This window comes from Paenibacillus sp. BIHB 4019 (assembly GCF_002741035.1).
Lineage (GTDB): Bacteria > Bacillota > Bacilli > Paenibacillales > Paenibacillaceae > Pristimantibacillus.
This window is the reverse complement of record NZ_CP016808.1, coordinates 3,515,254-3,540,617: the sequence shown is the minus strand read 5'-3', so window position 1 is coordinate 3,540,617 and position 25,364 is coordinate 3,515,254. Positions and strand designations below refer to the sequence as shown.

Sequence of the window (25,364 nt, the reverse complement as noted above, 5' to 3'; positions counted from 1 at the left end):
GTGTAACCGATTACACATCACATAATCAAAAACAAGAGGTGTTCCTATGTCCCAAGCAAAAATTACCGTTATTGGCAGTTTGAATATTGATATGGTTACAGAAACGGATGTGATGCCGAATCAAGGGGAGACGTTAATTGGCAACGCTTTTTCCAGCTTTACAGGCGGAAAAGGCGCTAATCAGGCAGTCGCTTGCGCAAGACTTGGGGCTGCGGTTACAATGCTCGGCTGTGTCGGCGAGGATACGATGGCGCAGCAGCTAAGGGACGCGCTTGGCGCTGAGGGTATCGATATGCAATATGTGAAAACGGTTCCTCATCAAGCTACCGGCATCGCTGCCATTACCGTCACCGAAGGCGACAATCGCATTATCGTTATTCCAGGGGCAAACCACTGCTTGCTTCCAGAAGATGTCCTTGCACTGAAGGATGTCATCGCTGCCTCAGATATGGTCATGCTGCAGCATGAAATTCCGCTTGAAACGGTCGAAGCTTCCATTAGGCTCGCGTATTCACTCGGCGTACCGGTTATTTTGAACCCGGCGCCTGCTGTGAGATTGCCGGAGGAATTGCTAGCCCAATTGCATCTCATTACGCCAAATGAATTTGAGCTGGCTATTGTGACGGGTTTAGAGCGCCAAACTACTCCGGAATCTTTACTGGAGCAGTATCCGCATCCTATCGTAATGACAGCAGGCAGCAACGGCGCTTATTACAAAGCAGCGGAGGGGACGCAAGGCCATGTAACGGGACATAAGGTCGAAGTTGTAGATACGACTGGTGCAGGCGATACGTTTAACGGTGCACTAGCTGTGAAGCTAAGCGAAGGAGCCGCTCTAGAGGAAGCTGTCCAGTTCGCCGTTGCCGCAAGCGCACTATCCGTCACCAAGCTAGGTGCCCAAAGCGGAATGCCGCTCCGTAAGGATGTCGAAGCTTTCATCCAGCAAGCATCACACTAAAGCTCACTTTTGAAAGGATCTAGCCCTTATGACCACGATCAGAGATGTCAGCAAGCTGGCCGGCGTATCGGTTGCCACTGTCTCTCGGCTGTACAATAAAAGCGGATATGTAAGCAAGGAAGCGGAAGCCGCCATTCAAGCCGCTGCCGAGAAGCTGAACTACAAGCCTAATACGATTGCCAGGAGCCTCGCGGGCAAAAAAACAGCTGCAGTCGCCTTAATGGTACCCGACATTTTGAACCCTTTTTTCCCAGAAATTGCCCGTGCTGCTGAGGATGCAGCCGCCTCCCAAGGCTATACGCTCGTCCTTTGCAACACGGACAATAATCCCGACAAGGAAAAAAGGTATATAGAAGCGTTAATCAATAAACAAATTGATGGCATTATCGTTTCTTCTTATACCATTTCACCCGAGCAAATTATTGCCTTGCAAAAACGGTCGATTCCGATCGTCGTCATTGATAAAAGCTTTCCTGACCATCCAATTGTTACGATTACAGCAGCTAACCGCTATGGCGGACAGCTCGCCGTGCAGCATTTGCTGGATGCGGGATGCGGCAAAATCGCCCATATATGCGGACCATCGCATGTGCATTCCGCGCGTGAGCGAACGCTCGCTTATGAGGAAATGTGCTCTGAACTGCCGTGGTTTACGCCTAGCCTAACCGCATTCGGCCACTTCAGCGTTGCAGGAGGCTACGAGGCAATGAAAAATATTTTTCGCCAGCATCCCGATGTGGACGGCGTATTCGCCGGCAATGACCTTATGGCCGCAGGAGCGCTTAAGGCGCTGCATGAGCTTGGCGTATCCGTCCCCTCCCAAGTGAAGCTAATTGGCTTCGACGGTGTTCGAATGGATATGGTATATCCGGAGCTGACCACCGTTTCCCAGCAAATTTATACGCTCGGCAGCACCGCTATGAACTATTTAATTCGCCAAATTAACAACGAGCCGCTTGAGCGCTGCAACTATGAGCTGGAAGTAGCGCTGCTCCAGAAAGCAACGACCTAATTTCGGTATGTTGATTTCCGTTTACTGATTTCAGTTTGCTGATATCAGCACAGATGAACCTTCGACTCCGCTTGTGCTGCTGCGGATCTCGAAGGTTTTTTCCATGCATCCGTTAAACAGGAAATTGAAGGAATGGTATGGCATAATAAGAGATAACCTGGTGCCTCTGATTACTATTTTTCTACAGGGGGAATTTACGATGCTTAGATCCATCTTTGAAACAGAAACGCTCGAGCAGCTGAACGAAGTCATTCAAGCGGCTCCGGTTATGGACGAGCTTCGCGAGCTGCTCATCGCCGAATATCATCGGCTTTTTCATTATGCCAACATCAAGCAGTGGAATGAGCTTGTACGTGTATGCGAGGCGCTTGCTATTACTGGCTGGGGAACTTCCTTGACACCCGTAGAGGCAGTTGCGGAAAAATGGATCAGCGGCTCCTTCTACACCGAGCTGCGCACCCGCACCTTCAAGCAGATCGAAGGCTCCTGCAAAGGCTGGAGCAAGCGGCAAGACAGCTTCGTCATCCATGAGGGCAGCGACAACACCGATTATGGCATTGCCGCCTTTGCTTCCCAGCGCAATCTGCTGCCGAAAAATCCGCTGCGCCTCGTCCGCTCCGGCAACTATCAGCTGTCAGCCAAGCCTTTCATAAACAGCCTGAGCGAACTGCGGAGCGCACTGGATGAACATATGCGTCAGCAGCTTTACGGCGATTCTTTTAGCTACATCGGTATTTCTTGCTTCTTTAGCCATCATGATGATGCCGAGCGTACGCTGCAGTATGAATATTTTCATGAGCAAAACGATGTTCCAGCAGGGTTCGAGCAAGGGTATTACATAAAGCCGAAATTCGCTGTCGGCAAGCTGGCTTCCCGCAAGGGCGAGCTTAAACTAGAGGTGACCAGGCATTTTACGAGAGCGGAGGGCGAGCTGTCTTTACAGGAGCAGCAGCAGCTGTTTAAAGCGGATTTGCTCGTTATTGTGGACCTGCTGGAAGAAAAGCTGCGCAAGAAAAAGCTGAGCTACCGTGTAGATTTATTAAGGGAAGATTTAATTGATATTTTGGAAAAATGGACGACGAGGGGGAACGCTACATGAGCGTAAATAGTACATTAATGACGCAACTACAGCAATTCGCTTCCGTATTTGGGAGGCATGACATTGACCTTGGCGAGGTTTATTATCATGATGAGCCGCTGCCCGTTCAGGAGCCGCTTCCACTTGGAGAAGCGCTGCGAACCTTTTACAGCTGTATAGAATTGCAGGAGCATCCGATAATTGGCGGTGTTCTGGCCGTGCAATTTTTCCGTTTGCCGGAGCTGGAGCGGGCGCAGCAGGGCTGGCGCTGGATTATGACGGCTTCCGGACTTGCTCCTGATCCGAAATGGCCGGATGGCTGGATCGTCTTCGCCGATTACAATGGCGATGCGCTTATCGTTGATTCGACCGATCCGCAAGGGCCGGTATACGGCAGCATTCAGAAGCGGCATTCGCAAATCGCTGCCTCGCTGTCCGATTTTTTCGCCATGACTACTGCATTGATGAAGGTAGAGGAAGAGGAATTCGAACTCGATGCCACGGACGAGGATTCCGAAGTAAAGAGCGAGTTTATTGAACGCGCCATGGAGCTTGCCCCGGCGATTATAGGACGCGAGCATGGACAGCAATATTTGGATTTTTTCTTTAGCTAGCGCTTGATTCGGCTTGTAAAAAAATAACCGGCCATGTACCGCATTGTGATTTGCGATGCATGACCGGTTATTTTCATTTCGTTATTCATTCGGAACGCATTCACTAAAAACGCATCCGTTATGACCGCATTCGTTATGACTGCTCCTGCTCTTGCTCCTTGATTTCCTTCAGAAAAGCTTTCAGCTCCGGATTCGCTGGCGGCTCTTGGAGCTCCATGCTTCTCAAGGCTTCCACAGCAATGCGCAGCACGGCATAATTGCGGTACCAGCGATGGTCAGAAGGCACGATATGCCAAGGCGCGTGCTTGCTGCATTTTTCAAACAGCTGCTCGTAATAGCCCTGATATTGTTCCCAGTATTTCCGCTCCTGGAGGTCCGACGGGTCAAACTTCCAATTTTTCGACGAATCCTCAATTCGGCTTTTCAGCTTCTCCAGCTGAAACTCCTTGGAAATGTGCAAAAAGATTTTGACAACCTTAACCCCGCTATCCGCAAGCAGCGACTCAAAATGGTTAATATGCTTAAAGCGCCGCTTCGCCTCCTGGTCGGACACTGCACCATGCACCCTTGTAATCAAAACATCCTCATAATAAGAACGGTTAAAAATCGCGATTTGGCCCAGCTCCGGCACGTTGTTGTGCGCCCGCCAAATAAAATCATGCCGCTTCTCCACATCCGTCGGCGCCTTGAAGCTATGAGCGGACACGCCCTGCGGGTTCAGCCCGGCAAACACATGCTTCGTTACGCCATCCTTCCCGCTGCAATCCATCCCTTGAATGACGAACAGCACTGCCTGCTCCTTCGCAGCCGCGAGCTTCTCCTGAAGCTGCTCCAATTCCTCCTTCAGCTTCAGCGCTTCCTTCTCCACCTCTTCCTTATGGTTAAAGGAACCTTTATCCTTTGGATCGATGCTGCTCAAAACAACCTTTTTATTCGCCGTCTGCTCATGGTTTTTTGCCATCTGTTTCACGCTCCTTATGTACCAGTATTCCACTTTGTGCCAATCTTATCAATCTTGCGCCTATCCAATATCTTACCCTGTAATTGAATTTTTGATAGACTCCACAGCCCTAATGAATTCCACACCTTAGTTATGCATTATTGGCCTGCAATAGCTGCTGCTTTTCCAGCCATGATTGTACATGGGCAAGGAATCGCCTCGTAGCAGGCGAGCAAAACTTCATAGAATGGACGGCGATGCCAAGCGACCGAAAGCTTGGTTCTTCCAGCTCCATGACGTGGACATGATGCTTGCGCCCTTCAATTACGAGCTCAGGCAATATGCTAATGCCCAGTCCCTGTTCAACCATGGCAATAATAGCCGCATCATCACCCGCCTCAAATCTGACGTTTGGCGTAATCGCCGCCTTCTTAAGCACACGCCGAACGTCATGATCCGAGCCCGCTTTAGGGATAATGAATGGTTCCTCCGCAAGCCGCGCAAGCGGGAAAAAGGCGGCTCCGCACAACGGATGTTCCTGGGGCAAAATGCACAGCATCCGATCCTCTTTTAGCGGGAACACCTCCAGCTTGTCACTCGTGGGCAAGGAGAAAAAACCGCAGTCGATTTGCCCCTCCTCCAGCCATTCCTCAACCTCCTGATAGTCCCCCTCCATCAGCTTAAATTCAATTTGCGGATAATCGTTCAGGAAAGCTTTCATCATCCGCGGCAGCCAGTGGACGGATACGCTTGTGAACGTGCCGATACGAATCGTTCCAGCCTCCAGCCCCCTGATTGCAGCGATCTCTTCTTGCAATCGGACATTGGCTTGAAGCACCTCGCGCATTGGCTGCAAGAGCCGCTCGCCTTCCGATGTCAATTGAATGCCTGCGCGGCTGCGCTGCAGCAGCCTAAAACCGATTTCACTCTCCAAGCTGTTGATCGCGTGGCTAATGCCCGATTGGGTAAAGCCGAGTATTTCCGCCGCCTTCGTTAAACTGCCAAGCCGCGCAACCTGTACGAATATTTCATATTTATTAATGCTCATCCTGCGTCTCCTCTATTTACATGAGCATTTCTCATGTTTAAAACAAGAAATCCCCGTTATACTTATATATCAAACCCCAGTATACTAGGTTTCGGCCCATAAGCCTATTCTATTAAAGTCGGAGAAGATAAATCTCATGAAACCTAGAAACGCCGAATTACTCATCGTGCTCGCAACCGTATTTTGGGGCTGTTCTTACTTATTTATGAAAATAGGGCTTGAATCCATTGCTGCCTTTAATTTAATTGCCCTGCGCTTCGGACTCGCCTTCCTGCTTACGTCTCTTCTCTTCTGGAAATCGCTGCGCAAGGCAGATTGGCGCACGATTAAATATAGTGCGATGCTCGGCTTCCTCCTATTCGCCGTTTTTGCCTGCATCCTGTTCGGGCTTAAGACGACTACGACGTCTAATGCCGGCTTCCTTGTAAGCATGACCGTCATCTTCGTTCCGCTGCTGTCGGTTATGCTGTTCAAGCAGAAGCTTGCTCCATCCATGCGGCTCAGTGTTGTGCTAGCCCTTACCGGCATCGCGCTGCTGACGCTAAAACTGCCATTCAGCATCGGGGGTGGAGATATCCTTTGCGTGCTGTCAGCTGCTTTTTATGCCCTTTATATTATATTAACGAACTCGGCGGCGAAAACTTCAAACACGCTGAATCTGGGCATTTTACAGCTAGGCTTTGCGGGCGGTTTTGGCTTAATCGGCATGCTGCTGTTCGAGACCCCGACTTTGCCGCAAACGCCTGCCAGCTGGGGGGCTGTGCTTGCGCTAAGCCTTTTATGCAGCGGCTTTGGCTTCATTATTCAGCCCATTGCCCAAAAATACACGACACCCACGCGAACGGGGCTTATTTTCGCCTTGGAGCCTGTGTTTGCGGCAACCGTAGGCTTTTGGTTTGCACATGAAATTTTGCCGCCGCAGGGCTATGTCGGAGCAGCGCTCGTGCTGCTTGCTGTCGTCGCCTCCGAAATAAAATGGAAGCGCCATGATGGCGCTCCGTTGCCCGTTAAGGGCCCGGTTCAAGTTCCGGGTAGAGCTAGGGAAAAAGAGGCACTACAGTAGACACTCTCTTGAAAAATGGCATCGCATTACGCAAATTAGCCGTTTCGACCTATAAGCCTGCATTGCTATTTATGAATTCATCCATTCATAATAGATAGCAGAACAGGAGCGATCAACGATGAACAAACAAAGAGATTACAATAATAACAGCATCTACTGGGAGAGCTATCAACGATTTTTCCCTGAAGAAATACAGTTAAAAGAAAATAACCTGCCTATTGAAGAATGGTGGCAATGGAATAATAGTGAAATTCACTTAGATCGTTTGCCCGCACCCGAAAGTCCGCTCAAAATTGTACTCGTGCATGGTGCTGGAGGCAATGGCCGTTTATTCGCCCCTTATGGCAAGCTGCTGCAAAAGCACGGCTATGAAATGCTCGCTCCGGACCTCCCTCCCTATGGGCTCAGCCAATTAAGCCCTCCCTCCAGAACGATTCGTTATGAAGACTGGATCCAGCTTTTAGTTGATTTAGTTGAAAGCGAATATAAACGTGATGGCAAGCCTATCGTACTGCTCGGCGCCAGCATTGGGGGCATGCTCGCCTATCATGTTGCTGCCCGTAGTCCGTATGTGCAAGGTCTAATTGCTACAACCTTCGTAGACACCAGTGACGCTGCTATGCGACTCCAGCTTGCCCCTAATAAATATGTAGCGGTGTATGGCAAATGGCTAATGGATGCATTCCCCATTTTACTAGATTCATTTCGGCTGCCTGTTTCCAAAGTATCGCGCATGAATCTAATAGCCAACCATCCGGAATTAGCCCAGCTTATTATGGAGGATCCCCGTGCAGCAGCAACCCGTGTGCCTCTTAAATTGCTAAGAACTTTTCTGAACATGACGCCGGAAGTGCAGCCAGAAAACTTTAATTCCTGTCCTGTACTGCTGGTTCACCCAGAAGCCGATCCCATGACCCCATATGCTTTTAGCGAAAGCTTCTATAATAGATTGGCTTGTCCGAAAAAGCTGGTGCTGCTGGAAGGAGCCGGACATTTTCCGATTGAACAGCCAGGACTTGAACAATTAAGTGCTGCTGTCCTGCAATTTCTCGCTAATCTTGCCTCAACAACCGCCAAATAACACAACTCGCACCAGCTTCTCCCATGTTTATTCAATAAATTTTGTATAAATAATTATAATATTAGTATAATGTTTTTCGTCCTATAAACCGATAAGTATTCAAGCAGCTTCCTTTTTTTCACTAAAAGAGAGTTGTTTACAGCAAATACTATTCCACAGCACTAGAAAGGAAGATTAAGTAATGAATAAGCTTCACCTTTTCACAAAAAAGAATGTTTGCATGCTTTTTATTTTCACCCTGCTGTTTACTAGCTTCGGCACAGTAACAGCACCGACAGCCGAGGCAGCAGCAAACGCCAGCGGTTATGTTTATTACACATCTGACCAAGACCTGTTCCGTATTAAAACAGATGGCACTGGTGCCGCTCTCATAATGGAGGATTTTGACGTTCCCGGTACTGCACTGAATCGCGGTGGCAACTATTTGTATTATTTGTCTTACAGCGGATCAACTACGCTGCTACGTTTGCCGATCGACGGCACAGCAACCGAAGATGAAGTATTTTATAACGATGTGCTGCACTATTCCATTGTGAATGGAACGCTTTACTACATGACAAGCGCTGGGAAAATCTATTCGGTTTCTGCTAATGCTGCTGCTGTATCGGAAGCAAAACAAATCGCTGATAAAGCTGATACAGACTTTGAAGAATTCAAAATCATTGATGGAAAAATCTATTACAATACCGTGCGTAATGGTCGTTCCACATGGGTAGCCTCCAAAGCAGTTACAGGCGCAGGACAAGTGCAATACATTGCAGCGGGTGCGATTGAGCAGGATCACCATATCCAAACAACTGCTAATTCCGTCAATATTATTGTCAATACCAAGCCGGAAGAACAAATGTATTCGCTTGACTGCATCGTGCTTTATAGCGTTCCTAAAAAAGGCGGCGCAGCTAAAGCCCTCAACTTAAATGCTCCAATTGATGCAAATGCTGCATATTCCGGTATTTGGGCAAAAAATACGTACTACCTCTTCAATAAAGGCATTCGCCTTGATTCCGAAGGGCATTTCAACTATAGCACCGGTAAAGGCTACCTCTTGAACACAAGCGGCAAAACCTTCTCCCTGCACAGCACAGGCGTCTATGATATTGCAAATGTAGGCACTGACAAAGTGGCTTTTATTGATTCAGCGGACAAAGGTTATGTTGCCACGATAAAAAACAATAAAGTTACCAGCAAAAAAAATCTTAACATTTCTAAGCTTCATTCCGTATACAACATTATGTCAGGCGGCAAAATCACTTCTACAATCTTTTTCGGTGACAATGCCAGCTATTTGCTGAAATCGGATTTGTCGGTTCAAAAGATACCTGGATTGAACTGGGATTATATGCAGCTTAGTGAAGACGTTGATGGCATTTACTACATCAATGACGACTCCAAGGACGCTGGCTACGGGCAGTTGTTCCAACTGAGCAGCGATGGCAAAACGGCATCCACGCTTAGCGAGCAATCGATTAGCCGCGTTCTGCTTGTTGCTAAACAATAAGCTGCTATTTTTTAGTCCTAATAGGTAAATCCGCTTTTTTAAAAAAAGGGGAGCAGAATTTTAAAATCTGCTCCTCTTTTTCTTTTATAAAATATCTGATTTTTTACCTTTTAATCTGCTCAAGAATTTGCGGATCTTTAATTTTTGTATCTTGTGCAAGCAGAACAATTTTGGATAAAATCTCTGCTGTCTTTGGATCTTCATCTATAAACGGCAGAAACAGCTTGCCGCGATGCTGGGAATGAACCGGAATAATGGCAACTGCACCAGAAGCCTGTTTATATACGATACCGCTGCCCAAATGAACGCTGTATTCGCCTAATTGTCCTGCAATTAAAGCATGATTGCCTTCCAATCTTACATTGTCAATTTTGAGCAAGCGCAACGATTCACGAACGATAGCTTGGCGAATTTCAATCGTTGTCAGACTCGCCTCAGGATCTACTCCGCCTACATGCGCCACACTGACGACTAAATCCACATCACGCATCACTTCAGAGAAGACAAGCGGCGGCACATTTTCAATATCAATCGGTTTATAAGTATGGCGGTCAAAGAAACGGACGGTCTCGATCGTCGGGCATTCGACATCCGATGGCGAGAACCAATCAGCAAGCGCATAAATGCTCGCAATGATATTTTCCTTGTAATAAACCTTCTGCAGCCCTTCCTCATAGCTTACCGTCCATAAACGACTTTTCAGCAAGCTAACGGTTTTACGAGGCTGTACCTGGTGTCCGTCATATCTGCGGGATATCGCACCACTAGCCAGTTCATCAGCATTCGGTATATACAACTCCCGGAATACTTGTTTGAACGGCTGCTTCAACTGCCTATCAAACATATCCTTCTGGTACAAACTCCACAGTCCGCTATTTAGCAAATGCAGAGGATGGGCAATAAACAGCTCCTCGCCTTCGCCAACTTCATATGACCCCTCATCTGCTCCCAGCAGCGCCCCATTTTCAAAATAACCGAGCTTTCCATTGGCACCAAATACTAATGTCCTAATTAAAGGCGCAATAACCGGATTTTTCGCGAGCTTGTTAATCTCTTCCTTAGTGAAGAGACTTCCTGTTTCCATGGAGCGTTCAAGCTCCTTGCGCGCCCGCTTGTATTGATCGGAAAGCTCCGATTTAATTTGTTTTAACGTCTCCATGTATTCATGCTTTTTAAAAGCGGCCGGAACCGATTTAAGCTCCTTGTCTTTGCGGAGCAAACGGATTTCTGCTTTTCCTTCTTCATCAATAATAAGCTGTACCGTCACATCCTCATCCAAAGCGACAGGATCAAAGTAATGCAGAAGCTCGTCGATTTTCCGCCCTTCCATATCCCAGGTTAAACGAACAACATCTGTGTACCCTGCATTTCGGGCTAAATTATCCAATGCAATAGAGCTTGTTTTTGACTCTGTAGCTCGGCGCTGGGCTCCAAATGTTTTGCTTTCTTTAAGAAATTGCTGAATAAATTCATAACGCTCCAGTACATCACGCTGCTTGTCCTGCTCCAATGGAACTAGGCTATAGCACAGCAAATGATCTTTATTGCGCTTATCTGCTACTGATTTTTTCAAATCTGCAAGCTTAAGCTTGCCTAGCACCGCATCGGCAAATAATTGAGAGCGTCTGTGATTGGAACCAGCCGAAATGTATTTTGCAGACTGATAGAGTTGGTCAAACCGCGTCTCTCCCAGCTCTTTATAGGCCGAATGGAACCAGTTCACATCAAATGCGCCATCGTTGAAGTCCTCCGGCAAAATCGGAGAATAATGTGCTACAATCGTTTCTTTCTCTCCTGAAAACGTCTCATTAATATGAGCGTGAAAATACCAGGCTGCACTTCGCAGACCATCCCAGCCCAAATATTTTGCTATAATATCAACCCATTGCGGTGCATACATCGCGGCTTCAAGCAGTCTGACCTCGCTTATTTTGCTACCTTTAAGCAGTTCTTTCAACGTCTCTTCGTTTTCCCCCGCAGCAGGGTGGCATACTTTAAGCATTTGGCTGAACGATTCTTTCTTCGTCGTATCTTTGCCATAGCTATAAATGTAGCCCCGAACGAATGATTCTTTATCCAGTCCTGTCAAAATACGAAGGAAATAAGAAGTCCCCTGAATATGTGAAATGCTTGTTGCAAGCTTGGTGACATCTGTCGGAAGATCACCGCGGTTAAGTTCAATTTCCAAAACCCGCTCGATAATCCGATTATTAATAGCTTTAATTGCTGGATATGAGTCTAAATCATGATTTTTCGGGCTAGTCATTTCCCTAATATAATTATCGCTTCTTGGTCTAGACATTAATAATCGAATAAGTTCATGTTCAGTCAGTATTTCCAAGCTGTACGCCCTTGCAAAATCCCCAATTCCAAGCAAATAGCCATCGTAGTCCTGAAGTGCAAATAACCAGTAATATACTTCAAAATACGTTTTGAATGCCTCATCGTTATGCAATTCAGACTTTTGCCAGCTTCGCCAGAAACTCGTCAAGGCATTTAAAATGCCCTGGTATTCATCCTCTTTGTCATATGGAAAGCAGCTAATAATTAAACGCAGCGCATGATTCGATTTGTCAAAACGCTCCCGCTTATCACTATCTGAAATATAAGCGCCAATAATTTCATTGACCTGCTTCTCATAATTCAATTGCTTATAAATCGCCTGCATTTCCGCCACCTTATTCATTGGATAAATGGCTTCAATCAGTTCCTTGCCCCAGTTCTCTATCGCCTTAACGTTGGACCTGTACATTTCCCAGCTATTCAATTCTCCCGTACAGCAGCGATGCAAGAAATTGGCCTGACAATAAAACTCCAGCTGCATTAGCTCAAGCGGGCCAAAACCGCTCGAATCCAAATAACTTCGCCATACTTCAGCTAGGGGATACCGATCCAATACGGGTGTTGGATCTTCGGGATCATAGCGCCAGCTAGTGGTAGACAGCCTTGTCCCGAGAAGTACAGACTGTTTAGCCTCATAATAATCTTGAAATTCATACTCATGCTCCCGATACTCGTGCATAAGCTCGGATAATCCTTCCAGAAAACGCTGCATTTTGTCCACCGGCAACGTAAAATATTGCTTAACTTCTTCCAAGGCTGACAGCGGCAATGGTTCTATTTGCAAAAGCCGATCCACTTTCTCCGGAAGGTTGTACAAGCCGAAACCATTTGCTAAAGAATAGGTGGTTTCTTGCTTCAGCTTTGCTAGTAATAGCCGTTCCTTGTCCGTTGGCTCAGTAAGAACCTCTACCTGATCCTGTAGCTCCGCAAACAGCTTTGCGTGCTGCCCGTCTTCCTTCATCTCAGTCAGCAATTCCAACGCAGCCAGACGCTGAAGCTCCACCCTACTTTGCAGCAGTTCCTCTGTTACAGCCTTAAGACTGGACGCTGGCTGATTAAGAAGGAGCTCAATGGCACCTTGGCGAAGCGCTCCCTTCTTTAGCTTTAGAAGAGCGGATATGGAGGACAACTCCTCCTCATTAAGTTGAAGCTTGGCAGCTTTACTAATCGCGATTTCACGATTGCTTGTACTTTTATCTGAAAGGCTTGCAAACAAAAAGCCTCGCTGTGCATTATTTTTCAAATCGGGAAGGAAATACTTTAGCAGCTCGCCACGCATGCTAGGGCTCAATGTATCTTTAAGAGCTATCATTTCAGCAATCATTTCATTGTCCATATCGTAAGCAATAAGATAAAGCATTTTACTTACTATATCATCGGCACGTAGCGTATAACTTCTCCAATCAAATACACGGGAGTTTTTCGTAATTTCTTTTTCATTCATCCCAGACAGCATCGCAGAAAATTTCCGGAAATGGCTTTGTCGCTCCGATTTCTCTTCAAGCAAGGGCGTGCTTGTATAGGTCAACGTATTATCTTTATCCATATGCCATTCATAGCTATATCCATAGGCATAATTATCAAGAAGCCAATACTGCAGTTCAAAATCTGTCTCATCAAGCCAATTTCTAGCAATGGCAAAACGCATCGCTGTATTGGTGCTCTGTGCAAGAACATACTGGGCAACCACTTTACGGTACGTTTCTTGGCTTCCCATTAAATACGCGATCTTGTCATTCAAATCATCTTCCTCATAAACAGCTGTCGACCACAAAGCCATAAATACTTCATTTACGTTGCTGCTATCCAGCCACTGCTCACATAGTGCCTTGTTACTAAGGGACTGGAAGGCGTAGCTAAGGCATTGCTTCGATACACGCGCATTAGCAGCCTCCAAATTCAGGCCTGTCCACACGTCCAGCGCACGTACAACTGAACTAAAACGGATTAAATTATTCTCCTCCACAATTTTCAGCATAAATATCATAGCCTCAATCGTACCCGAGTCCATTTGCTCGACAATACTTTGCCTTAAGCCTTCTTGCAGACGGGCAGCAACAAGAAGCTCGCCTATCATATGATAAGCCCGTTCGCTGTGGCTCAAAAATATGCCGGAAATCATAGAACGGGATAGCAGTGCGGTGTTATTGTCCCCATATATAATTTCTCTTAAATCTTCAAATGTTTCTTCGTTGCCTCTGTCGATCTCATAGGCAATCATATCTGCTGCGGCAAGCATAAGGCGGTTGTAATTCGAAAGAGAAGAATGATCCACTTTTGTTAAATAATCTTTCACATCGAATTTCGCCGCCTGCATATAAAAGAGGGAGATGCATTTCTCTACTACTCTTTCTGTATGTATTTCTAAATTTGACGTGCGGAATGGACGACGCAAATAACCATTGCTGTGCGGATACTCCACGCAATAGTTAACAATATAACGGAATACAGCTGCATAAGAGTCATCAAACAGCTTGTCCATAATAATAACGAGCGGCTCAAACCAGCTGCTATTACCCTCTGCTGCTATTTGCGTCAACAGCTGCTTCAATTCTTTCTTCATGTCGCTATCCACATATCTATTTTTAGCAGATTCAATTACTAGAACGGCAAGCTTGCGATAAGATTCATCCTTATTTAAAGTGCCCGCTTTATCCAGCATCTCTTTAAAATATTCCTTACCCGCTTCCAACTCCATATTGTAACAGCCTCCTGTATATCTAAATTGAAATATGAACCAATCTGGCTACCACATTCTACCTGCCAACATTGTAAATCGAATCAATGCGAGATCGTCTCCATCCTGTATATGTAAAGGACTATCCATTTGTTCGATTTCATCGCCATTAATAAATACCTTGTATAGTCCATCTTCAAACGCCAGCAATGCGGTGCAGAGCGCTTCATCTAAGCTCGCCCTTTGCTCATTATATATAGAGCCAAAACCGACTTTTCCCGTCTCGGCTTGCAGCTCTACATCACTCTGCGTTAAATATGGCACAAGCGGAACATCCGTCTCCTTCTGATTGAATTTCTGAACATTTACAGTAATCAGGTCCGTAATTAGCGCTTTCAACGTATCCGGTTTATTTGCAAATGTCCATTCGAGACGATCTAAATAGCTTTTCTTCTTACCAAGGCTCTTAACTGTTATGTACACAATCATGACTGACTACCTCCGGATACTTATAATGTCCCCTGACTACCATAATAGTACCATAATAAGGAAAGGACGCCCTTCATGCCATTAGGAGGAAATAATGAAATTATCTCTAAACAGCTAGGACCAATTACACTCGAAAATACGTGACATAGACTATTTACACATATTGCAGCTGTAGAACTCGATGCATAAATTTTTAATATTTCGTCATCATGTATGTTTAATTGCCCTTTACTATTTATGGCTTGCCAAAAGAGAACATAGGTTCTATAATTCATATTACAGGAACATATGTTCTTAGTCAATGAAATTCCAGCGTCTTCCTTCTGCATTTGATTATTTGGATTTGTTAATTCATTAAAAAAAGAATGTTTGATCATCCCTTAGTTTGGGTATAACCCTCTATTGGAAACTTTGCCTTAATGCTAAATTGTTTTTTAATCATTTTCAGGAAAGCAGCTGGATTGACGCTGCTGAGCAGAGCGTGTTATTTTTAATTTTGACATGGAAACTTTTGGAGGGATTATGAATGATTGAGATTCGTTTATCCGTTGATTACGATGAATATGAAAATGGTGTTCGCATTTCCCAGCTTATTGAACAGCTCACTGAAAAACCGAACGCAGCTAACATTTCCGTCCTTACGATCGGCGATTGGGGACAGGCCTATGAGAACGGCCCTGAAGATGCCATCGAATCACTCATTAAGCACAAACATATTTTCACAGGATTAAGCAGCGTGTTTCTTGGAGATATGGAATCGGAGGAATGCGAAGTATCCTGGATTAATCAGACGAACATCGCTCCACTGCTTGAGGCCTACCCTAATCTTCGTTCCCTGACGGTTAAAGGAAGCACTAATTTAAGCTTTGAGCCCCTGAAGCATGCAGCACTTCAAGAACTAAAAATTATTTGCGGCGGATTGCCGAAAAGTGTAATTAAACAAATTGCTGGCTCCCAGCTTCCCGAGCTTCGCAGACTCGAGCTTTTTCTCGGTGTAGATAATTATGGGTTTGATGCATCGCTGCAAGAGGTTTTGGCAGTCGCAAAACCTGAGCTATTTCCTAAGCTCACCTATTTGGGTTTAAAAAATAGCGAGATTCAGGATGAGATAGCTATTGCGATTGCTGACTCACCAATTGTTGACCAATTGGATACGCTTGATTTGTCTTACGGCACACTAACCGACGTAGGCGCAGAAGCTCTCATAACGAGCGAGCGGGTTAAGAAGCTTAAACATTTAGATCTTAATTACCACTATATGAGCGAAAAAATGATTGAGCGCTGGAAAGCTACTGGTCTTTCTGTTGATCTTAGCGATGAACAAGATGCTGATGAGGATGACTGGCGCTATCCCTTCATTACGGAATAATGGCCGCTTCCGCTTCTATACAGCCCTATTTGATAATTGGGAACCCGGGCAACAAACGTACGCTTGGCCTACAAGCTGCCAGACACAAGCTTGGGCTTCCTCCCGCTATCGTTCTTCCTTATTCGGATTTGCTGAAACGTTCTATTCATTTAGGAGAATTGATTCAGCAGATGGCAGCAAACTCACAGCCCCTTGAAGGAAAGCCTATTATTATCCGGCTGGAGGCTCCCGGGGAAAATCCACTTGTGGAGCGTGAATTAATTGCTTGGGGAGCAGAATTCGAGAGCAGCAGGAAAGATTTAAGCAGCGGCTTATCGGTTACTGCGGCCGAGTCATTGCGGCTTCCCGAACAATATGGAAGAATTCTTTTTCCAGGGCAATGGTACCGTGGCTACTGCCGTTTGCTGGCCGAGCTCCGTGAAGCTGCACAGCAAAGTGAATTTCCTATCCGCTGGGTCAACGATCCGGCGGATGTTGCCGTTATGTTCGACAAGCGTCGCTGCCAGCAGCTGCTTTCACAAAATGGTGTTCCCACACCTGCTCTGCCAGCTCCTGCTGGCTCTATTCAAGATTATGAATCGCTGCTGGCGGCTGTTCAATCAAGCCGCATGAACCGCTTATTCATTAAGCTTGCTTATGGCTCTGCAGCCTCAGGCATTATCGCTTATCAGCGGCATCCTGCAACCGGGTCAGAAATTGCAATTACAACGGTTGGTGTAGAACAACATAACGGCGAACAGCTTTACTACAATTCTGGTAAATTGCGGCGTTACACCGATCATTCAACGATCCGCTTAATTATTGATTGGGTATGCGGTGAAGGTGCTCAAATTGAGCGTTGGATTGAAAAAGACAGTATTAATGGCAGCAGCTACGATATTAGGCAGCTTGTCGTTAACGGTTCCCCTTGCCATGCATTGGCAAGGCTAAGCCGCACGCCAATTACTAATTTGCATTTGCGCAATGAGCGGCTTTTCATAACAGATGGCACGCTGCCAACTGAATTGAAAGAACAGGTTGAAGCTACCGCAGTATCCGCACTTGCCGCTTTCACTGGTTCGTCGGTCGCGGGAATTGATGTCCTTGTACAAAAAAAACGGGGCCGGGTCTACATATGCGATGTTAATCCCTTCGGCGATTTGCTTTATCATGCCGAGCATAAGGGAATGAATACTTACGAATGGCAAATGTCTAATTTAAAGTAGTAAAAGCTTACGTAGAGAGGATGCTCAGGATGATTGATATGAACCAGATCGTGGGCTCCCATGATATTGTCATGATTACGCTCGATACGCTGCGTTATGATGTAGCCAAGCTCGAAGAATCCAACTGCCGCAACTTATGTGCAGATGGACCATGGGAGAAGCGGCATACGCCTGGCAGCTTTACATATGCTGCACATCACGCCTTTTTTGGCGGCTTTCTCCCTACACCCGCTAATACAGATAAAGCATCGCATGTGCGATTATTCCATACCAAAAATACAGGCTTAAAAACACATCCCCATACGTGGCAGTTTGATGCACCTGATCTTGTAAGCGGCCTTGCCGAAGCAGGTTACCGAACGATATGTATTGGAGGCGTCATTTTTTTCACTAAGAAAAACAAGCTTGCAAAAGTACTTCCCGGATATTTTCAAGAAAGCTACTGGCGCATGACTTTTGGTGTTACCAACCCTCGTTCTACTGAACATCAAGTTAATCATGCTCTAAAGCTGCTGGAAAATGCTGATCCCCATAAAAGATTGTTTCTGTTCCTAAACGTCTCAGCTATTCATGGGCCGAATCATTATTTTCTCCCTGGCGGATCACGAAAAGACTCCATTGAGTCACAGCGTGCAGCACTGAGATACGTAGACAGCCAGCTTGGCATATTGTTCGATGCGCTGCGAAGCCGCGGCAAAACCCTTTGCCTTGCCTTCTCCGATCATGGAACTGCCTATGGCGAAGACGGATATGACGGCCATCGACTGGCACATGAGGTTGTATGGAACGTCCCGTACCGTGAATTTATTTTATAATGAAAGAGGAGAGATGCCGGATGTCTATGCCAACATCACTAACGAGACCAGCAGATTTGCCGGAATGGGGCAAGCGCTGGTTCGCCTCCCCTTACCGCTCCTATCTTTATTCCTATCCGCATAAGACTGCTTATCGGCCAATAACGCCGGCGTTGCCCCTTGATGAGCTCTGGAAGCACGAACCGGCTGATTATTATTTTTTATATATGCATATCCCTTTCTGTGGCGTGCGCTGCGGATTCTGCAATTTATTTACGCTGCCTGATCGCCGTACCCATGTGCATGAGCAGTATGTAGACGCACTTGAACGCCAAGCTTTGCAGTGGGCTCCTATTATTACAGGAAAGCCTTTTTCCCGCTTCGCCATTGGCGGCGGCACGCCTACGCTGCTTGAAGCTACTCAGCTAAATCGGCTGTTCACAATTGCCGAAGATATTATGGGGCTGGATACATCGCAGGCGTCTATTTCCGTGGAAACCTCTCCTGATACAGTAAGTGAAGAGCGGCTGCAAATTTTAAAAGACCGCCGAACTGACCGGGTCAGCATTGGTGTGCAAAGCTTTATCGATGAAGAGGCCTCAGCGATTTATCGCCCGCAGAAGCCTAAGCTTGCTGAACAAGCCATTACTATGCTGCAAGCTTTTGATTTTCCATTGCTGAACATTGATCTGATTTATGGTTTGCCGGGCCAAACGACCGATTCATGGATTTATTCGCTAGAGAAAGCAATTAGCTTCTCTCCAGGAGAAATTTTCATTTACCCGTTATATACGCGAGAGCATACTATTCTAAAACCAGACCAAATTCAGCGCCAAGGCATCGATGCACGGCTGGAACTCTATCATATTGCATGCGAACGCCTTAAGGCGGCAGGCTATAAGCAATTTTCCATGCGGCGGTTCGCTAAAGAAATAACGTTTACGCACAAAAATATTTTACCGTTTAGCTGTCAGGAGGAAGGTATGGCAGGACTCGGCTGCGGTGCGCGCTCTTATACGCGTGAAGTGCACTATGCATCCCGTTATGGTGTAAGCGCAGCGGCTACAAGAAGCATCATTGCCGATTATGTTTCCACAGAAAATTTCCAATCCGCGAATTACGGATTTATATTAAATGTCGCTGAACAGAAGCGGCGGTTTGTTTTAAAAGCGCTGCTGCATGCCGAAGGCTTGTTACTTGCAAGCTATTCAGAACGTTTTGGCAGCGAAGCACTAGCCGATCACTCCGAACTGGCTGAACTGATTCAACTCGGTTTTGCGCAAATAATGGACGCCGGGCAAACCCTTCGTCTAACGGAGCTTGGCATGGCTTATTCCGATGCAATCGGCGATGAATTTATTTCTGGTGAAATTAGAGAATTGATGGAAGGGTACGAGCTGTCATGAAGGCGGTGCTGTATTTTCGGGGATCGCTTTCTTCCTGCAACTATGACTGTCCCTACTGCCCATTTAGCAAAAATAAAGACAGTTCCGCTACGCTTCGCAAGGATGAGGAGCAATTGCATACGTTCATGGATTGGGTTCGGGAGCAAGGTCGCGCCGGCCATGAATTGTCTATTTTTTTCAACCCTTATGGCGAAGCCCTGATCCATCGCTGGTACCGCGAGGCTATGATTGAGCTGTCACATATGTCCCATGTTTCCAAAGTAGCTGTTCAGACAAATCTCTCTACGAAGCTGGACTGGACAAACCGGCTAAACCCGGAGAAAGCTGCTTTTTGGGTTACTTACCACCCCGGTCAGACGACGCTTAGCCAGATGCTGTCACAATGCATGCAATTGTACCAACAAGGGCTTAATTTTAGCGTTGGAACGGTAGGGCTGCGGAGCGCCTTTGAGCAAATTGAAGCGCTGCGGAGCAGCCTGCCAGAGGATGTATACGTTTGGGTGAATGCTTTTAAAGATAAGCCCAATTATTACACAGAGGCGGAAATTGTACGGCTTGAAGCCGTTGATCCTTATTTTCTATGGAATACAAGAGATTACGATAGCTTCGGGCAACGCTGCTCCGCTGGCTCCTCTGTGTTTTATGTTCAAGGAAGCGGTGTCGTCAAACATTGCTACAAAGATCGGCGTATTATCGGTCAACTCTATCGAGACGGACTGGAAGGCTTATCCGCAGAACGGCCTTGCGGCATGAAGAAATGCGGATGCTATATCGGCTATATCCATATACCAAAGCTGGAGCTTGGAAGCATCTATGCAGACAGTCTGCTAGAACGAATTCCGGCACATTTTCAGCATAAGCAAAAAGTAATCACTTCATAAAACTGGTTTCTGTTTCCCCTAGATTTTCCCTGTAAAGGAACTTGTCTATTTCTGTCGAATTATAACTAATATGATACTCAAAAACTATCCAAAAATCAGACTTTTCATTTATATCTTGCTATTCGCAAGTTTTCTAACTGGTCTGCATTTCGCTTGGAATGCAGCGCATAAGCCCCCTGTCCATCCTGTTGCCAAACAAGGTGTACTTGATTTGCGCAACTGGCATTTTATAGATGGGGAAACGATTCGGCTTAATGGACAGTGGGAGTTTTATCCGGATGCTTTTCTCCCACCTGAGCCATTTAGTTCCATCCCTACTGACAAAAGCTGGGCTGTCGTTCCTGCTGCATGGGGCAGTTATTCGGACAATAATTCAAATCGTACCGGCTTTGGCTTCGGCACTTATCGTCTCAAGCTTTTGCTGCCTGACAATAACGTTGACCAGTATGGAATGGAAATGATGGTTGTATCCAGCAGCTATGAGCTATTCGTTAACGGGCGTTCTGTATCCAAGCTTGGTCAACCTTCAGAAAATAAGCAAGAGCATGTGGGAAAGATGTATCCCCATATCGCATCTATTACAGGAACACATGAAATGAATATTGTGCTGCATGTGTCCAATTATGATTTCCCTGCAGGGGGCGGCATAACCAAACCGATTAAGTTTGGGACGCTTGCCTCCGTTCAATACGAGAATAATTTTTTAATTGCTATGCAGCTTATGGTCGCAGTCATCTATTTGCTTCATCTTATTTACGTTGGCCTGCTGCCTTTGCTTGGAGTTCGGAAGAAAGAGCTTTTTTATTTTGCCATTGTGGTTTTCTGCATGATGACAGGCACGCTTCTTGATGACAACCGCTTGCTTACGATGTGGCTTCCAATCTCTTTACATTGGACTATAAAAGGGCTAATGATTGCTATGATTGGCGCGTCCACGTTGCTATTAACGTTTTCTGCAAGCTTCTTCGCTGTTTATCAGAAAGGCAAAGCGGTACGGGTCTATTTATTTTTATGCTTCCTTTATACGCTTGCCATTGCAATATTGCCATTCCATTATGCAATTACTCTTTTACCTTATATGGCTGCTGCAGTTACCGTACCGTCTCTTTTTATTCTTATTATGATTCTGCGCCTGGCACTTAAGGGCGAAGAGCATATGATTTTTCTCCTATTCGCAGCTATGAGCGTTGCTTCCAGCATTTTTTGGGGCTCGGTCAAGTTAAGATTTGGCTCGGATTTGCCTTATTATCCATTTGATTTAATTTTTGCTTTTATCTGCTTTGCCTCCTTCTGGTTCAAACAATTTCTGCAAACAAGAACCAATTTGGAACAGCTTGCTTTCAAACTGCAAAAAGCCGATAAAGCGAAAGATGAATTTCTCGCTAATACTTCTCACGAGCTGAGGAATCCGCTTCATGGCATGATTAATATGGCGCAGACCGTATTGGCTAGCACTACCCATTCCATTAGTGAAGCAAGCAAAAACAATTTAATGCTGCTCATCACCGTAGGACGCCGCATGTCGCTGCTGCTTAATGATTTGCTCGATGTGACGCGTCTGAAGGATCGAGATATTCATTTGAATAAGGAAAGCGTCCGGCTGCAAAACATTATTTCCGGTGTATTCGATATGCTGCGTTATTTAACTGAGGACAAGCCTGTCCGGCTTGAAATGAATATTTCCCGTTCATTTCCTAAAATAATCGCGGATGAAAACAGGCTGATTCAGATCTTATTTAATCTCATCCATAATGCTGTTAAATTTACGAACGAGGGACACGTTAGTGTTCATGCAGAAGCTATTGGCGATAAAGCCTATATCCACATACAGGACTCAGGCGTCGGCATAGAGGCGGACGTGCAGCGCACTATTTTCCAAGCTTACGAGCAAGGCGATTCTAGCATGACGGCTATGAGCGGCGGATTTGGCCTCGGACTCAGCATTTGCAGGCAGTTAGTCGAGCTTCATGGAGGCAAGCTAACGGTATATTCGATCCCTGGTAAAGGTTCTACTTTCACCTTCACCATGCTCCTTGACCCCCACTCAGCTGCTGACGAACCGGAATTTATACTGCCAAGCGCAGTTGAAGCAGCCTTATCTGTAAAGTCCGTCATTGCCGCCGATTCGCAATTAGTGCGCCTTGATCAGAGAAAAGCGGCTTCAGAAACACAGCAAAATAAAGCTGCTGTGCTCGCCGTGGATGATGATCCTGTTAACTTGAAAATATTATTCAACTTGCTGGATTCAGAGTTTTATGAAGTGGCTACCGTCACCAGCGGCAAGGAAGCACTCAAGCTGCTTGAAACGAAGGAATGGGATCTCATTATCGCCGATGTTATGATGCCGCAAATGTCGGGCTATGAGTTGACCCAAACGATTCGCAAACGATTCAGCATTTCTGAGCTTCCTATATTATTGCTAACTGCTCGCAGCCGTCCTGAGGATGTCAACACAGGTTTTATGGCAGGGGCAAATGATTATGTTACTAAGCCTGTCGATGCAATGGAGCTCAGGTCTCGTGTACAAGCTCTAACTGACCTCAAACAAACGGTAAATGAGCGGCTGCGTATTGAGGCTGCTTGGCTTCAAGCGCAGATTCAACCCCATTTTCTATTTAATACGTTAAATTCCATTGCCTCCTTAAGTGTAATTGACCAATCGCGAATGGTGCAATTGCTGGAGGAATTCGGGAAATATTTGCGAGCGAGCTTTGATATGAAAAACTCAGAGCGCGTAGTTCCGCTTCAGCATGAGCTCGACCTGCTTCATTCCTATCTTTTCATAGAGAAAGAACGCTTCGGCAATCGCCTGCAAATTGAATGGGAGCTTGATGAACTGCCGTGGCTACGCATTCCGCCGCTTTCCATTCAGCCGCTTGTAGAAAATGCCGTGCGTCACGGCGTGCTCGCCCGTTCAAGCGGAGGCAGCGTGCGTATTCGCCTGAAAGAATACGGCGATTATATTGAAATCGCGATTATAGATAATGGGGTAGGTATGGAGGAGGAAAAGGTTAGGAACGTGCTTGAGCAAAGCCGTGGAGGGATTGGCCTGCGCAATACTGACCGTCGCTTAAAACAGTTATACGGCAAGGGATTACGCATTGAAAGCACAGAAAAGCAAGGCACATTTGTAAGCTTTACAGTCCCAAAATCCTCAGCCAATGATGGAAATTCAAATGAGTTATAGAACAAGTATAGAAATTGTATAGAAGTTGCGTGTATAATGTTGGGGGAACACAAAAAATAAATATGGTGATAAAACATGCGCTTAAAAAAATGGGTTAAGATTTTCCCGACCTCCATTATGATTGCCGCAATAACGGGAATGCTGGTGCTGTTTTTCACGCAACTGTTCAGACTCCCCGAGCCAATCTACTCTAACCAGAACCTTCCATTCTTCTTCAACACCTTTATGGTCATCATCATTACCGTACTAATCATAATAATGCGTGCCATGCTTGTTGAGAGAGCAGTATTGAAGAAGCTAGCTTTTAGGGACGGTATTACTGGTCTATATAATCGTCATGGGCTTGAACAATTCTGGAAAACATATCGCAGCAAAAAAAGTATGGCCATTCTCTATCTCGATCTGGATCACTTTAAAGAAATAAATGATCGCTTCGGTCATCATGTTGGAGACGCACTGCTTCGGGAGGTCAGCGTTCGCTTACAACAGGTGGAGTCTAAAAAACGCCGTGAGTTATTCCGGCTTGGCGGTGATGAGTTCGTAATGATTCTCAAAAACTGCGATCCTATAATGGCAAAACGGGCTGCCACGCAAATTTTGGATAAACTGACGACGCCTTATGCAGTCGAAGGTTATCACGTGTTAATTACGGTTAGTATCGGTATTCGGATGTGCACAGCTCGCAACGCTGAGCATGATATGCTTGTAAAAGAAGCGGACGCTGCGATGTATGTGGCCAAGAAACAAGGCAAAAATGGATTTTTTGTCTTCCGAGAAGGCAGAAGCAAGCTCCCCAAAGAAAAATACGGCAATATTAATCAAGCTAAGCCATAAAGCCAAAAGGCAAGGAGTTCTACTTCGTCCATTTATTCCGTGGATTGAGAGTTACTCCTTGCTTTTTCTTTCCTATTAATTAATCGAGTTCCTCTAAAGTGTCTCTATTTGACGGGCGTGTACAATTAGCCTATGCGTCGGATTAATGAGCGGATCACAGGTAATGAGTGTAAGTATATTTTCTCCCGGGACACTATCTAAAACTGATAATTCGGTTGGCTCCACAATTAACGTCTCGTACACTTTATAAATAAATTTGGCAGTGCTCGTCTGCACAACAATATCATCGCCAATTTCCACTTCATTCAGCCGATTAAATAACCTTCCGGTTGTATGGGCACGATGTGCTGCTACAGCTGCATTGCCCTCCTCCCCAAAAATAGCGGTCTCTCGCATATGTACAGCTGCATGCTTCATATTCGCCTTAGTAGCGCCATCTAAAATCGGTAATAAAACATCAATACGATCTATCGTAATCGTTGCAATGGGCTTGCCATTTTGAAAATCGTTTAATAGGGAAGCTGCTTCATCCTCGGCTTCTTCTCCTGCATTTAGCATATCATTCAGCTGTGCGTAGCTTTGTGCGGCCCCCGTATTTACAGGCTCGGGCGTATCCATGAGCAGCAGCGCTTCTTTTAGCAGCTTCTCTTGCTCCCGATCTGCCATCCATTCATTCCACTGCGGATAAATGAGCAGCAGCACTCCAAGCGCTACCAATGTTATTGCGATTTTACGCAAATTCTCAACTCCCTCTGCTTATATGTTTCTTAACTAAACGGAATAGGCTTCTCTATTATGCAGAGCCTGGCTCTACAGTTTCTCTACAGGCTGCACGCTTCTATAAAAAAACCTCCAAAACGAATGTAAAATCTTCGTTTTGGAGGCCA

The 25,364-nt window shown here is 45.8% G+C and carries 19 protein-coding genes; 14 read left to right on the top strand and 5 right to left on the bottom strand.

What is annotated here, in order from left to right:
* The first annotated feature begins 46 nt into the window (after positions 1–46).
* From rbsK to BBD42_RS15090, 4 genes are all read left to right on the top strand, one after another.
* Positions 47–958: a ribokinase gene (rbsK, locus tag BBD42_RS15105; protein ID WP_099518819.1), complete on the top strand. Its 912-nt coding sequence runs from the start codon at positions 47–49 to the stop codon at positions 956–958.
* Positions 959–986: 28 nt separating this feature from the next.
* Positions 987–1,970 (top strand): LacI family DNA-binding transcriptional regulator, encoded by a 984-nt coding sequence (locus BBD42_RS15100; protein ID WP_099518818.1) that lies wholly within the window; start codon positions 987–989, stop codon positions 1,968–1,970.
* Between the two features lie 199 nt (positions 1,971–2,169).
* A complete protein-coding gene (locus BBD42_RS15095) occupies positions 2,170–3,069 on the top strand; it encodes a hypothetical protein (RefSeq protein WP_099518817.1) in 900 nt (299 codons plus the stop codon).
* Positions 3,066–3,662, top strand: a complete 597-nt coding sequence (locus BBD42_RS15090) for an SMI1/KNR4 family protein (protein WP_099518816.1) — start codon at positions 3,066–3,068, stop codon at positions 3,660–3,662. The genes BBD42_RS15095 and BBD42_RS15090 overlap by 4 nt, the downstream gene beginning before the upstream one ends.
* Positions 3,663–3,795: 133 nt before the next feature.
* Here the strand turns inward: BBD42_RS15090 and BBD42_RS15085 are convergent, their stop codons facing one another.
* Together BBD42_RS15085 and BBD42_RS15080 are read right to left on the bottom strand one after the other, a co-directional pair.
* Positions 3,796–4,623, bottom strand: a complete 828-nt coding sequence (locus BBD42_RS15085; RefSeq protein WP_099518815.1) for a PPK2 family polyphosphate kinase — start codon at positions 4,621–4,623, stop codon at positions 3,796–3,798.
* Between the two features lie 130 nt (positions 4,624–4,753).
* The gene (locus BBD42_RS15080) at positions 4,754–5,650 is read right to left on the bottom strand and encodes a LysR family transcriptional regulator (protein WP_099518814.1); all 897 of its coding nucleotides are present in this window, start codon (positions 5,648–5,650) and stop codon (positions 4,754–4,756) included.
* A 136-nt stretch (positions 5,651–5,786) separates the two neighbouring features.
* On the opposite strand from BBD42_RS15080, the gene BBD42_RS15075 reads away from it, so the two are divergent.
* The 3 genes from BBD42_RS15075 to BBD42_RS15065 all read left to right on the top strand — a co-directional run bounded on the left by BBD42_RS15075 (position 5,787) and on the right by BBD42_RS15065 (position 9,292).
* Positions 5,787–6,713 (top strand): DMT family transporter, encoded by a 927-nt coding sequence (locus BBD42_RS15075; RefSeq protein ID WP_099518813.1) that lies wholly within the window; start codon positions 5,787–5,789, stop codon positions 6,711–6,713.
* Positions 6,714–6,831: 118 nt separating this feature from the next.
* Positions 6,832–7,794: an alpha/beta hydrolase gene (locus BBD42_RS15070; protein WP_099518812.1), complete on the top strand. Its 963-nt coding sequence runs from the start codon at positions 6,832–6,834 to the stop codon at positions 7,792–7,794.
* Positions 7,795–7,975: 181 nt separating this feature from the next.
* Positions 7,976–9,292 carry a DUF5050 domain-containing protein gene (locus tag BBD42_RS15065; protein ID WP_099518811.1) on the top strand — a complete coding sequence of 439 codons (1,317 nt, stop codon included), beginning with the start codon at positions 7,976–7,978 and terminating at the stop codon, positions 9,290–9,292.
* 103 nt (positions 9,293–9,395) lie between these two features.
* Here BBD42_RS15065 and BBD42_RS15060 read toward each other — a convergent pair whose 3' ends face one another.
* Both BBD42_RS15060 and BBD42_RS15055 read right to left on the bottom strand, forming a co-directional pair.
* Positions 9,396–14,333 (bottom strand): DUF4132 domain-containing protein, encoded by a 4,938-nt coding sequence (locus BBD42_RS15060; protein WP_099518810.1) that lies wholly within the window; start codon positions 14,331–14,333, stop codon positions 9,396–9,398.
* Between the two features lie 48 nt (positions 14,334–14,381).
* A complete protein-coding gene (locus BBD42_RS15055; protein WP_099518809.1) occupies positions 14,382–14,801 on the bottom strand; it encodes a hypothetical protein in 420 nt (139 codons plus the stop codon).
* A gap of 526 nt (positions 14,802–15,327) precedes the next feature.
* Between BBD42_RS15055 and BBD42_RS15050 the strand changes: the two genes are divergently transcribed.
* The 7 genes from BBD42_RS15050 to BBD42_RS15020 all read left to right on the top strand — a co-directional run bounded on the left by BBD42_RS15050 (position 15,328) and on the right by BBD42_RS15020 (position 24,477).
* Complete coding sequence (locus tag BBD42_RS15050; protein ID WP_099518808.1) at positions 15,328–16,170, top strand: STM4015 family protein; 843 nt, start codon at positions 15,328–15,330, stop codon at positions 16,168–16,170.
* On the top strand, positions 16,170–17,375 hold the full coding sequence (locus tag BBD42_RS15045; protein WP_099518807.1) for an STM4014 family protein: 1,206 nt from the start codon (positions 16,170–16,172) through the stop codon (positions 17,373–17,375). Before BBD42_RS15050 ends, BBD42_RS15045 begins: the two co-directional genes overlap by 1 nt.
* Before the next feature lie 29 nt (positions 17,376–17,404).
* Positions 17,405–18,190 carry an STM4013/SEN3800 family hydrolase gene (locus tag BBD42_RS15040; protein ID WP_099518806.1) on the top strand — a complete coding sequence of 262 codons (786 nt, stop codon included), beginning with the start codon at positions 17,405–17,407 and terminating at the stop codon, positions 18,188–18,190.
* 26 nt (positions 18,191–18,216) lie between these two features.
* A complete protein-coding gene (locus BBD42_RS15035) occupies positions 18,217–19,575 on the top strand; it encodes an STM4012 family radical SAM protein (protein WP_237163523.1) in 1,359 nt (452 codons plus the stop codon).
* Positions 19,572–20,456 carry an STM4011 family radical SAM protein gene (locus BBD42_RS15030; protein ID WP_099518804.1) on the top strand — a complete coding sequence of 295 codons (885 nt, stop codon included), beginning with the start codon at positions 19,572–19,574 and terminating at the stop codon, positions 20,454–20,456. Before BBD42_RS15035 ends, BBD42_RS15030 begins: the two co-directional genes overlap by 4 nt.
* Positions 20,457–20,667: 211 nt before the next feature.
* Positions 20,668–23,643 carry a hybrid sensor histidine kinase/response regulator gene (locus tag BBD42_RS15025; RefSeq protein WP_172455505.1) on the top strand — a complete coding sequence of 992 codons (2,976 nt, stop codon included), beginning with the start codon at positions 20,668–20,670 and terminating at the stop codon, positions 23,641–23,643.
* A gap of 75 nt (positions 23,644–23,718) precedes the next feature.
* Entirely contained in the window at positions 23,719–24,477 is a 759-nt protein-coding gene (locus BBD42_RS15020) for a GGDEF domain-containing protein (protein WP_099518802.1), read from the top strand.
* A gap of 93 nt (positions 24,478–24,570) precedes the next feature.
* Here BBD42_RS15020 and BBD42_RS15015 read toward each other — a convergent pair whose 3' ends face one another.
* Complete coding sequence (locus BBD42_RS15015; RefSeq protein WP_237163482.1) at positions 24,571–25,215, bottom strand: class D sortase; 645 nt, start codon at positions 25,213–25,215, stop codon at positions 24,571–24,573.
* Positions 25,216–25,364: the final 149 nt, after the last annotated feature.